General features: G+C 75.7%; 1 protein-coding gene and 1 pseudogene. Both read right to left on the reverse strand.

Annotated features, from left to right (window positions below; all coding sequences use genetic code 11):
- Positions 1-54: 54 nt before the first annotated feature.
- The gene (locus ACZ7FF_RS12635) at positions 55-7,455 is read right to left on the reverse strand and encodes a type I polyketide synthase (protein WP_470812240.1); all 7,401 of its coding nucleotides are present in this window, start codon (positions 7,453-7,455) and stop codon (positions 55-57) included.
- Between the two features lie 190 nt (positions 7,456-7,645).
- Positions 7,646-12,115 (reverse strand): annotated as a pseudogene (locus tag ACZ7FF_RS12640) (type I polyketide synthase); the annotation flags it as partial.
- Positions 12,116-12,771 lie beyond the last annotated feature (656 nt).

A 12,771-nucleotide genomic window follows, 5' to 3' on the forward strand; every position in this document is an offset into this window, starting at 1 on the left:
GCCGCGCGGCGCGCCGGGCCGGCCGGGAGGGAGCCGCGCCGGGACCCGGCCCGCCTATTGACCCTCCTGTTCCGTCAGCGCGGCCAGTGCGGCGATCGCCCGCTCCAGTGGCCGGTCCTGGCCCCGGCCGTCCACACCGAGGGCGGCGGCCAGGGCACCGGCGTCACCGCTGCGGACGGCTTCCCACAGCCGGTCGGCCGGAGCGGGCGGTTCGTCGGCGGCCGGGGTGTCCAGCCAGTGCCGGACGCGCTGGAAGGCGTACGTCGGCAGTTCCACCCGGCGCACCGGACGACCGGTGAAGACCGCGGGCCAGTGCCAGTCCACGCCGTCCACGAAGAGCTCGGCCAGCGCGTCGAGGAGGGCGACCGGCGCGGGGCGTGCGCCGTCCAGCACGGTGACCCGCGCGGCATCCGGTGCCGGGTCCGTCGCCGTCGTACCGAGGACGATTGCCCGCAGGCCGGGCACGGCCGCCCCCGCCCCCCGGCCACGGGTGCGCGGCGCGCTCAGCAGTTCGGCCCAGTGGCCGGGAGAGCGCAGGCGGTCGACGGGCACCGGTTCGCCGGCCTCGCCGAGGACGGGCAACCGGGGGGCGTGGTACGTCAGTCCGGCGGTGACGTGGCCGAGGTCATCCCCGACCGCGTCCGCCGCGAGCAGCGCGCACGCGTCGGCGAGGGACAGCACCCCCGCCGCGTGGGCGGCCGTGACCGCTCCCGGACCGTGGCCGAGCACGCGGTCCGGTTTCAGGCCCCAGGACTGGAGGAGGCGGAACAGGCCCACCTCCAGGGCGAACGCCGACAGGGCGAGTTCGGGGGCGTACTGCCGTATCTCGCCGACGGCGACCGCGAACGCGGGGAACTCCTGGGCGAGTTGGCCGACGGCGACCGCGTCGCGTCCCTGTCCCGCCCCGCTTCCGCGGTCGTCGGCGCCGGGGAAGACCAGCGCTCGCCGGTGTGTACCGGCCGCCCCCGTGCGGACCGACGGCGGGGCCGTACGACCCTCCGCGATCTCGGTCAGCCCGTGCAGCAGGGCCGAGCGGTCCGCCCCGGTCACCGCGGCCCGGTGCGGGAACGCGGACCGCCCCGCGGACAGGGTGAACGCCACGTCCTGCGGGTCGAGATGCGCGCGGCCCGACAGATGGGCGGCGAGGCGTGCGGCCTGCTGCCGCAGCGCCGTGGGGGTGTGGGCCGACAGCACCCACGGCACCTGGACATCGGCTCCGCCCGCACCGGCACCGGGCCGCTCCTCCGGCGGGGCCGCCTCTTCGAGGATGAGGTGGACGTTCGTGCCGCTCGCCCCGAACGAGGACACACCCGCGCGGCGCGGCCGGCCCGCGCCCGGCCAGCTCACGGGCTCGGCCAGCGGCCGTACCGCGCCCGCCGACCAGTCCACTTGCTCGGACGGCCGGTCGGCGCCGCGCGTAGCCGGGAGGACACCGTGCCGCATCGCCAGCGCCATGGTGATGACGGCGGCCGCGCCGGACGCGCACTGGGTGTTGCCCAGGTGGGACTTGACCGATCCCAGCCACAGCGGCCGGTCGTCGGGACGACCGCGGCCGTAGGTGGCGATGACGGACTGGGCCTCGATGGCGTCGCCGAGGGCGGTGCCCGAGCCGTGGCCCTCCACCGCGTCGACTCCGGTGGCGTCGAGCCCGGCGTCCACCAGCGCCTGCGCCATCACGCGGCGTTGTGCCGGGCCGGACGGCGCGCTCAGTCCGTTGCCCGCCCCGACATGGTTCACCGCGCTGCCGCGCACCACCGCGAGCACCGGATGGCCGAGGCGCCGTGCGTCCGAGACCCGCTCCAGGAGCAGGGTGCCCGCGCCCTCGGCGAGGCCCATGCCGTCGGCGGCGGCGCTGAAGGACTTGCTGCGTCCGTCGGGTGCCAGACCGAGGAAGGTGGAGAGCCCGCTGAAGAGCACGGGTGTCGCCATGACGGTCACCCCGGAGGCCAGGGCGAGGGTGCACTCCCCCTGGCGCAGGGCACGGCAGGCCAGGTGGAGGGCGAGCAGCGCGGAGGAGCAGCCGGTGTCCAGGGTGATCGCGGGGCCCTCCAGCCCGAGCGTGTAGGCGATCCGCCCGGAGACGATGCTGGCCGTGGTGCCGCCGCCGAGGTGCGCGGGCAGCTCGCCGGGGAGCCGGTCCAGCGCGCTGCCGCCGGCGTGGTGGATGATGCCGGCCGCGTACCCGCTGTGCGAGGCTCCCGCGAAGACGCCGGTCCTGCTGCCGCGCAGGGAGAGTGGATCGATCCCGGCGTCCTCGACCGCTTCCCAGGACGTCTCCAGCAGGATCCGCTGCTGTGGGTCCATGGCCGACGCCTCGTCCGGTGAGATCCCGAAGAACTCGGCGTCGAACGCGCCCACGTCCCGGAGGAACCCGCCGACCGGAGTCGTACCGTCCGGCCGACGGCCGTCGCCGCCCCGGTCGGACGGGAAGCCGGTGATCGCCTCGCCCCGGGAGGTGACCAGGTCCCACAGCTCCTCAGGGGTGCGGACGCCGCCGGGGAACCGGCAGGCCATGCCGACGATCGCGATCGGGTCGCTCTCCTCGTCGGTGCCGTGGCCGGTGTCGGCATCCGCCGGACGGCCGACCAGTGGGGAAGGCCGCTTGCCGCTCGACGCGGACGGGCCGATCGGCTCCGGCGCCCGCGGCTCGCGCGTGCCGGTCGGCTTCGCTGCCTGTGCCTCCCGTGCCGACGCGCCGGACGGCTCCGGTGCAACGGGATCCTGTACGGACGAGCTGGGTGACTTCCCTGTCCCCGCCCCCTGTGCGGACGGCCCGGACGGCTCCGGTGCCTGCTCCTCCCCGTCCGACGGGCCAGGGGGCTCCGGAGGCATCTCCAGGGCGAAGAACTCCGTGCGCAGGTGCTCGGCGAGCGCGGCCGGGGTCGGGTGGTCGAAGACCAGCGTGGCGGGGATGGGCCGGCCGGTCGCCGCGCTGAGCCGGTTGCGGATCTTCACCGCGCCCAGCGAGTCGAGCCCGATGTCCCGGAAGGGGCGGTTCGCGGCCACCGAGTCCGCCGACGGGTGCCCCAGCACGTCGGCGACGACGGACCGCACGAGCTCCAGTACGGCGCTCTCGCGCTCCTGCTCCGTGAGGGCGGCCAGAGTCCGCAGCAGCGCCTCGGGATCGTCCGCCGGGTCGTGGTCGGACTCACCCCCGCGCGCCGAGGCGTCCATCAGGCGCCGTGCCTCGGGCACACCCGACAGCAGCGGCCTGGGCCGGGCCGAGGTGAACGCCGTGACGAAGCGGTCCCAGTCCACCGGGACCACCGTCACGCCCACGTCGCCCCGGTCCAGGGCGTCCCCCAGGGCGTCGAACGCCGGGTCCGCGGCCATGAACGGCAGCCCCCGCAGCCGCAGTTGCTCGGGGTCCACGGACTTCGGCCGGTAGGGGTCCTGGACGTGCCAGACGCCCCACGCCACCGAGGCGGCGGGCAGTCCGCGGGCCCTGCGGTGTTCGGCGAGCGCGTCGAGGTACGCATTGGCCGCGGCGTAGGCCCCGTGCTCGCCGCTGCCCCAGATGCTCGCCACGGAGGAGAACAGCACGAAGTCCGTCAGGTCGTCGCCGTCCAGCAGTTCCGCGAGGTGGTCCGCGCCCGCGGCCTTCGCCGTCAGCGACTCCGCGAACCGGGCCACGTCGATCTCGCCGAGCGGGGCGAGGTCCATCAGCGTCGCCGCGTGGATGACCGTCCCCACCGTCACGCCCTGCTCCTTGAGCGAGGCGAGCAGCTCCGCGACCGCCGCACGGTCGGCGATGTCGCAGTCGGCGACGGTCACCCGGGTACCGAGCGCGCCGAGTTCGCCGCGCAGCTCTGCCATGCCGGGAGCCTGCGCGCCACGCCTGCTGGTCAGCACCAGGTGCTCCGCGCCCCGGCCGCACAGCCAGCGGGCGATGTGCGGGCCGAGCGTGCCGGTCGCGCCGGTCACCAGGACCGTGCCGGTCGGCCGCCAGCCGGACTCGGTACGCGCGCCGCTCTCGGCCCGCACCAGGCGTCGCGCGCAGGTCCCCGACGGCCGCAGCGCCACCTGGTCCTCGTCGCCGCCGCCCGTCAGCACCGCGCACAGCCGGTCCGCCCACCGTTCGTCCGGCGTCGCGGGCAGGTCGATCAGGGCGCCCCAGCGGTCGGGGTGCTCCAACGCCACCACCCGTCCCATGCCCCAGACCATCGCCTGGGCCGGATGGGCCAGCAGGTCGGAGTCGCCCACCGACACCGCGCCGCGCGTCACCAGGTACAGCGGTACGGCCAGGCTCGCGTCGAGCGTCGCGTGCAGCAGCGTCAGGGTGGCGGCCGCGCCGGCCGGCGCCGCGGGATGTGCGGGGTGCGGGCGCTCGTCCAGGCCGAGCAGGGAGACCACTCCGCGCGGCGAGGTCTCCGCGGCCAGCGCGTCGGTCAACTGCGTGGCGAGCGCCGTGCGGTCGCCCCGCAGGGTGTCGACGTCCCGGCGGACGACGAGGGCACCGCGGTCGGTGAGCGCCCGGGCGACCTGTTCGGCGGTCGCCTCGGCCCCGGCCCCCGCGGGCACCGCGAGCAGCCAGGTGCCGGCCGCCGTCGAGGGGACCGGCTCGGGGAGCGGGATCCAGGCGATGCGGTAGAGCCAGTCGTCCAGCGGGATCTCCTCGCGGGACCGCTGCCGCCAGGCCCTCAGGGCCGGCAGTACGTCGGCCAGTGGCGAGGTGCCGTCCAGCCCGTCCGCGCGGACGATCCCGGCGAGCGCGGCGACGTCGCCCTGTTCGACGGCCCCCCAGAACTCCGCGTCGGCGCTCCCGCCGCCCGCCCGACCGGGCTCGTCCGCGCCGTCGTCCAGCCAGTAACGGCGCCGCTGGAAGGCGTAGGTGGGCAGGTCCAGCGCGGCCGGGGCCCGTCCGCCCGCCTGAGTGCGCCAGTCCACGGGGCCGCCGGCGACGTGGAGTTCGGCCACCGAGGTGACGAAGCGCCGCAGATCGGCCTCCTCGCGCAGCAGCGAGGGCACGACCGAGGTCTCGGGGCGTGCGGCGTCCTCGAAGGTCTCGCGCAGCGCGAACGCCAGCGCGGGGTGCGAGGTGACCTCCACGAAGTGCGTGACGCCCTGCTCCAGCAGACCGCGCACCGTCCGCTCCAGTTCGACGGGCCGGCGCAGGTTGCCGTACCAGTAGGCGGCGTCCAGGCCGCGGGTGTCGAACGGGCCGGCCGTCACCGTGGAGTGGAAGGGCACCTGGGACGGGCGCCCCTGGACCCCGGACAGGTCCCGCAGCAGCTGCTCCTCGATCGGCTCGACGTGGCGGGAGTGGGACGCGAAGGTCGCGGTGATCGGGCGTACCCACACCCCCTCGGCCTCCAGCGCCGTCCGCAGCTCCTCCACCGCTTCCCGGTCACCGGCGACGACGTGCGAGGTGGGCCCGTTGTACGCGGCGACGCACAGCCGGCCGCCCCAGGGTTCCAGACGGCTCGTGATCTGCTCGCGGCGCAGCGAGACGGAGAGCATCGCGCCCCGGTCGGAGGCGATCCCGGAGGCGGCACGGCTGCGCAGGGCGATGATCCGTGCGGCGTCGTCCAGGGTGAGGGCGCCGGCCACGTACGCGGCGGCCACCTCGCCCTGGCTCGACCCGATGACGACGTCCGGCTCCACGCCGTACGAACGCCACAGCGCCGCCAGTGCCACGTTGATGGCGAACATCACCGGCTGGACCACGCTGGTCTCGTCCAGGGGCGGTGTGCCCGGGGCACCACGCAGCACGTCCGTCAGCGACCAGTCGACGTGGGGCGCGAGCGCGGCCTGGCACTTCTCGACCTCGGCGCGGAACACCGGTGCGGTGTCCAGCAGTTCCAGCACCGTGCCCGCCAGCTGCGCGCCCTGCCCGGGGAAGACGAAGGCCACCCTGCCCGAGGTGGCCGCCGCGGTGCCGCGCACGACTCCGGGGGCCTCGCGCCCGTCGGCCAGCGCGTCCAGACCGGCCAGGAAGCCCTCCCGGTCGTGCGACACCACCGCGGCGCGGTGCGGGAGGGCGGTGCGCGCGGTCGCCAGGGTGTGCGCGACGGCCACGGGATCCGCCTCGGGCCGCGCCGCGACATAGGCCCGCAGCCGCTCCGCCTGGGCGCGCAGGGCGACTTCGCTCCGCGCGGACAACGTCCAGCACCGGACGGGAACGGCCGGTCGCGCCGCGTCCTGGCCGCCTCCGGCCTCCGGGCCCGGCACCTGCTCCGGCCCGTCGCCGCACTCCTCGACGATCACGTGCGCGTTGGTGCCGCTGATGCCGAACGAGGACACCCCCGCCCGGCGCGGCGTGCCGTCCGTCACCCACGGCTCGGCGCGCGCCGCGAGCCGCACGGCGCCGGTCGACCAGTCCACCTTCGTGGACGGCTCCGCCACCTCGCGGCCGGGCGGGAGCGCCTTCCGGGTGAGCGCCTCCACGACCTTGATGACGCCGGCGACGCCCGCGGCGGCCTGCGCGTGGCCGATGTTGCCCTTCACCGAGCCCAGCCACAACGGGTGGTCCGCGGGCCGGTTCCGCGCGTACGCCCTCAGCAGTGCCTGCGCCTCGATCGGGTCGCCGAGTGCGGTCCCGGTGCCGTGCGCCTCCACCACGTCCACCTGGTCGGGTGAGAGCCGGGCGTCGGCCAGGGCCTGGGCGATCACCCGCTGCTGCGCGGGGCCGTTGGGTGCCGAGAGGCCGTTGCTCGCGCCGTCCTGGCCCACGGCCGAGCCGCGGACGACGGCGAGGATCCGGTGGCCGGCGCTCCGGGCGTCGCTGAGCCGTTCCAGGACGAGCAGTCCCACGCCCTCGGCGAGCGACATCCCGTCGGCGCCCTCCGCGAACGGCCGGCAGCGCCCGCCGCGTGCGAGCGCGCGCTGCCGGCTGAACTCGATGAACGACACCGGCGAGGACATCACCGTCACACCGCCGGCCAGCGCCAGCGTGCACTCGTGCCGGCGCAGCGCCTGGACGGCCAGGTGGAGCGCCACCAGCGAGGACGAGCACGCGGTGTCCAGGCTCACGGCGGGGCCCTCGAAGCCGAAGGTGTAGGCGATCCGCCCGGACAGCACGCTGGCCACGTTGCCGGTGGCCAGCAGCCCCTCGACGTCGGGTGGCGTCCGCCGCAGCCGGGCCGCGTAGTCCTGGCCGTTGCAGCCGACGAAGACACCGGTGCGGGTGCCGCGCAGTGCGGCCGGGTCGATCCGGGCCCGCTCGAACGCCTCCCACGCCGTCTCCAGCAGGATCCGCTGCTGGGGGTCCATGGCCAGCGCCTCACGGGGCGAGATGCCGAAGAACTCGGCGTCGAACTCCTCCGCGTCGTGCAGGAAGCCGCCCTCGCGCACATAGGTCGTACCGGTGTGGTCGGGGTTCGGGTCGTACAGCCGGGCGGTGTCCCAGCCGCGCCGGACCGGGAAGCCGCTGATGGCGTCGCCGTCGGCGTCGATGAACCGCCACAGGTCCTCGGGGGACCTGATGCCGCCGGGTAACCGGCAGCTCATCGCCACTATGGCGATCGGTTCGTGCTCCTTCGCCTCGGCCTCGGCGAGCAGGCGCTGGGAGCGCCGGACCTCGCCGACCATCCGGTCCAGATAGGCGCGCATCCGGTCGTCGTCGTTCATCTCGGTTCACGTCCTCGGCTGTGGGGGGCCCGGCGGCGGGGCCGGGCAAGGGCGACGGTCAGGGGCGGTCCCCGGCTCAGGCCGGGCCGAACTCGCTGTCGATGAGGGCGAACATCTCCAGGTCGGAGACCGCGGAGAAGTCCTCGGGACCGGCATGGCCGCCGTCGGCCGGGTGCACCGCGGGCTCGCCCGCCGTGTCCCCGAGCCTCCACAGCAGCTGCCGCAGGCGTGCCGTGGCCCGGGTGAGCGTGTCTCCCTCGGCACCGGCGAGTGCCGCCTCCAGGTCGTCGATCCGGGCCGACAGCCGGGTACCGGGACCGCTGTCGGCCACCGTCAGCTCCTCCCGCAGCCGCCGGGCGAGCAGTTCGGGCGTCGGGTGGTCGAAGACGCTGACCGCGGGCAGCCGGACGCCGGTGGCCGAGTTGAGCCGGTTGCACAGCTCGACCGCGGTCACCGACTCGAAGCCGATCTCCCGGAAGGCGCGGTCCGCCGGGACGGCGCCCGGGTCCGGATACCCCAGCACCGCCGCGGCCTGGCCGCGCACGAGGTCCCGCAACAGGCGCAGCTGTTCCGCCTCGTCGTGCCCGGCCAGCCGCGCCCGCCACTGCTCGCCGTGCTCCGCCGCGGGCTCCGGCCGCCCGGCGGGAAACGATGCGCTCCCGCCGAACAGCGCGGCGCCGGGGCGCAGTTGTACGGCGGGGGCGGCGACCGGGTCCGCCGTGGGGCCGGGCGCACCGGTCAGCGTCCGCAGCACCAGGGATCCGAGCGTGGCGACCGGTCGTCCGTCCTCGTCGGTCAGCCGTACCGCGACCCGGTCCGCGCCGGTCCGGCGCAGTGCCGCCCGCACGGTGCCGCGGCCGGGGGCGTGGAGCGCGACGTCGTGCCAGGAGAACGGCCTCGGTGCCGCCTCGCCGGTGTCGGTCAGGGCCAGGGCGAGGGGTTGCAGGGCCGCGTCGAGGAGTGCCGGGTGCAGCCCGAAGCGCCCTGCCTCCGAGGCCGGTCGACCGGGCAGGGACACCTCGGCGAAGAGTTCGTCGTCGCCGCGCCGCCACGCCGCGCGCAGTCCCCGGAAGGAGGCGCCGTAGCGCACGCCCGCGTCGGCGAACCGGTCGTCCAGGCCGTCGAGCGCGACGGGTTCGGCGCCCTCCGGCGGCCAGGCACCCCCGGTCTCGGCTCCCGCTTTGCCCGGTGTGCCCAGCGCGCCGCTGGCGTACCGGTGCCAGGGTGCCGCGGGACCCTCGTCGGCGCCGCGGCCGAACACGTCCAGGCTCCGTACGCCGTCGGCGGCAGGTGCGCCGACCGCGAGCTGCAGTTGTACGGCGCCGTCCGGGGGGAGGACGACGGGGGCGTGCAGCACCAGCTCCCGCACGCCGTCGCAGTCGGCGCGGGCGGCCGCGTACAGCGCGAGTTCCACGAAGGCGGCGCCGGGCACCACCGCCTCGCCGCCGACCTCGTGGTCGGCGAGCCAGGGTTGGGCACGCCGGGACAGCCGGCCGGTGAACAGCAGTCCGCCGGACTGCACCAGGCCGACGGCCACCGGCAGCAGTGGGTGCCCGGCGGCCTCCAGGCCCGCGGCGGCGAAGCCGGGGTCCCGGCCGGCGCCCGGCGGCAGCCAGTAGCTCTGCCGCTGGAAGGCGTAGGTGGGCAGTGCCACGCGGCGCGCGCCCCGCCCGGCGAACACCGCCTCCCAGTCGGGGGTGGCGCCGTTCACCTGCGCGTCCGCGAGCGACCTCAGCAAGCGGCCGGGGCCGCCGTCGTCGCGGCGCAACGTGCCGACCACGGCGGTCCGTGCGGTCCCGGCCGCAGCGGCCGTCTCCTCCATCGCCAGGCCGAGCACCGGGTGCGGGCTCACCTCGACGAAGAGCCGGTGCCCCGCGGCGAGCAGAGAGCGGGTGGCCTGTTCGAACTCCACGGTGCTGCGCAGATTTTGGTACCAGTAGCCGGCGTCCAGGTCCGTGGTGTCCAGCACTTCCCCGGTCACCGACGAGCAGAACGCGGTGTGTGCAGGGGCCGGGGCGATGTCCGCCAGCTCGTCCAGCAACCGCTCGCGCAGCGGCTCCACCTGGGCGCAGTGCGAGGCGTAGTCCACGGCGATACGGCGCACCCGCAGGCCGCGTTCGGTGCACCGGGCCGCGTACGCGTCGAGGGCGCTCTCGTCGCCCGCGACGACTGCCGAGCCCGGTCCGTTGACGGCCGCCACGGACAACCGCCCGGCGAAGGAGGCGAGTTCGGCGCGCACCTCGTCGGCGCCCAGGCCCACGGACAGCATGCCGCCACTGCCGGTGGCGGACACCAGCGCCCGGCTGCGCAGGGCCACGACCCGTGCGGCGTCCGGCAGCGACAGCGCTCCGGCGACGCACGCGGCGGCGATCTCGCCCTGCGAGTGGCCCAGCACGGCGTCGGGCACGACCCCCACGGAGCGCCACAGCTCCGCGAGGGAGACCATGACGGCGAACAGCACGGGCTGCACGACGTCCACCCGCTCCAGGCCCGGCGCCCCGGGCGCCTGCCGCAGCACCTCCTCGACCGAGTAGCCGACGTACGGGGCGAGCGTCTGGCCGCACTCGCGCAGCCTGCGGGCGAACACCTCGGAGGAGTCCAGGAGTTCCGCCGCCATGCCGGCCCACTGGGAGCCCTGGCCGGGGAAGACGAAGACCGTGCCGCCCGTCCGGGTCACCACGCCCTCGGTGAGTTCGGCCGCGCCCTGCCCCGCGGCCAGCGCGTCGAGTCCGCGCAGCAGCCCGGCGCGGTCCGGCGCCACGACCGCGGCCCGGTTCTCGAAGGCCGAGCGGCCCGTCGCGAGCGTGTACGCGACGTCCACGGGCCGTGTCCCGGGCCGTGCCCGCACGTACTCTCCCAGGCGGGCGGCCTGGGCGCGCAGGGCGGCCGGGCCGCGCCCGGACACCACCCACATCACCGGTCCGTCGCCGTCGGACGGCTCCGCACAGGCGGGCGCCTCGTCGGCCGCGTCCGTCTCCTCGGGGCCGGCCTGCTCCAGGATGACGTGGGCGTTCGTGCCGCTGATCCCGAAGGAGGACACGCCCGCCCTGCGCGGGCGCCCGGCGTCGGGCCAGGGCCGTGTCTCGGTGAGCAGGTCGACGCTGCCCACCGTCCAGTCGATCTCCGGGGAACGCCGGTCCGCGTGCAGGGTGCGGGGGAGCACGCCGTGGCGCAGCGCGAGGACCGTCTTGATGACCCCGGCGGCGCCCGCCGCACCGGCGGTGTGGCCGATGTTCGACTTGACCGAGCCCAGCCAGAGCGGCCGGCCGGCGGGGCGTCCGTGTCCGTACGTCCGCTGCAGGGCGCGTACCTCGATCGGGTCGCCCAGCGGTGTGCCGGTGCCGTGCGCCTCGACGGCGTCCACCTCGCCGGGCGTGAGGCCCGCCGCGGCGAGCGCCTGGCGGATCACCTGTTCCTGTGCCGCGCCCCGGGGTGCGGTCAGGCCGTTGCTCGCGCCGTCCTGGTTGACGGCGGAGGACCGCAGGATCGCGAGGACCGGGTGCCCGTTCAGGCGGGCGTCCGAGAGGCGCTCCAGGAGCAGGACCCCCGCTCCTTCGCTCATGCCCATGCCGTCGGCGTCCGCCGAGAAGGCCTTGGAGCGGCCGTCCCCGGCGAGCGCGCCCTGCCGGCTCATTCCGATGAAGCCGCCGGAGGTGGCCATCACGGTCACCCCGGCGGCCAGCGCCAGGGTGCACTCTCCGGTCCGCAGCGACTGTGCGGCCAGATGCAGCGAGACCAGCGAGGACGAGCACGCCGTGTCCACGGTGACGGCCGGGCCTTCGAGGCCGAGGGTGTAGGCGACCCGGCCGGACAGCACGCTGGCCGCGCCACCGGTCACCAGGTGGCCCTCCATGCCCTGCGGAGCGTGGCGCAGATCGGTGCCGTAGTCGGTGTGGGCGCAGCCGACGAAGGTGCCGGTGCGGGTGCCGCGCAGCGTCGAGGCGTCGATGCCCGCCCGTTCGATCGCCTCCCACGAGGTCTCCAGCACGAGCCGTTGCTGGGGGTCCATCGCCGTTGCCTCACGGGGCGAGATGCCGAAGAAGGCGGCGTCGAACCGGTCCGCCTCGTGCAGGAAGCCGCCTTCGTGGGCGTGGCTGCGTCCGGGCCGGTCGGGCCCGGCGCCCTGCAGTTCCTCCAGGTCCCAGCCGCGTCCGGTGGGAAACCCGGAGACCGCGTCCACCCCGTCGGTGACGAGCCGCCACAGGTCCTCGGGGGACTCGACGCCGCCGGGGAAACGACAGGCCATCGAGACGATGGCGATCGGCTCGTCCCGGGCCGCCTGCGGCGCCGGGTCCGCGGGCGCGGCGCCGTCCGCCGTCTGCGTGCTCCGGCCGAGCAGTTGGGACAGCATGTGGGCGGCCAGGTCGTCCGGGGTGGGATGGTCGAAGACCGCGGTGGAGGCGAGGCGCAGGCCGGTCTCCTCGGCGAGCCGCCTGCGCAGTTCCACGCCGGTCAGCGAGCCCAGCCCGATGTCGCGGAACGTCTCGTGCCCGAGGATCTCCTCCGGCGCCACCTGCCCGAGGATGTCCCGCACATGGCGGGTGATCAGGTCGAGCAGCATCCGGAGCCGACCGGGCTCGTCCGCCGCGGTCAGCCGCCGGACCGGCGGTAATGCAGTCTCCCCTGTCATGGCGCACACCTTCCATGCCTCGCCGGATCGAGGAACGGCCGAACGAGGCCCCTCCGCACGAAGACCCTTGCGGGCCCGCCTGACGCCCGTCTGACCAGCCGCTGACGCGCCGTGCCACGGTCCCAGGTCACCGGGCGCGGGGAGCGAGATGTTCCGGGGGTCTCCTCCGGTGCAGGTCAGGACCGGGTCCGGGTTCCTGGGCAACGGCCTCGGCGTCGGCTGACGATCAGGTCGCAGGTGGAGGTGCCGCCGGCAGGGCGGAGGGCGCCCCAGCCGTCGACGGTGAAGTGCTCGGTGCCCAGCACCGAGGTGCAGTTCGCGGCCACGGACTGCGGTGGCTGCCGGTCGGTGGCGCGCCGGGACGACGCTGATCACCAAGATCCCAAGTCATCGAAACGGGGGTTCGTGGCTCATGGCATGGGACGAAGGGGAGGACCTGCACTGGCTCAACATCGCCGTACATCCCCTCGACACGCAGAGGGACCAGGTGTACCTCCGGGGCGTCGACTGACTGAGGCGGCTCCAGGGCGCCCTGGCGCAGGGCAGCCGAGGCCGTTCACGACGACCTGGAC

Source organism: Streptomyces sp. NPDC037126 (genome assembly GCF_055605965.1).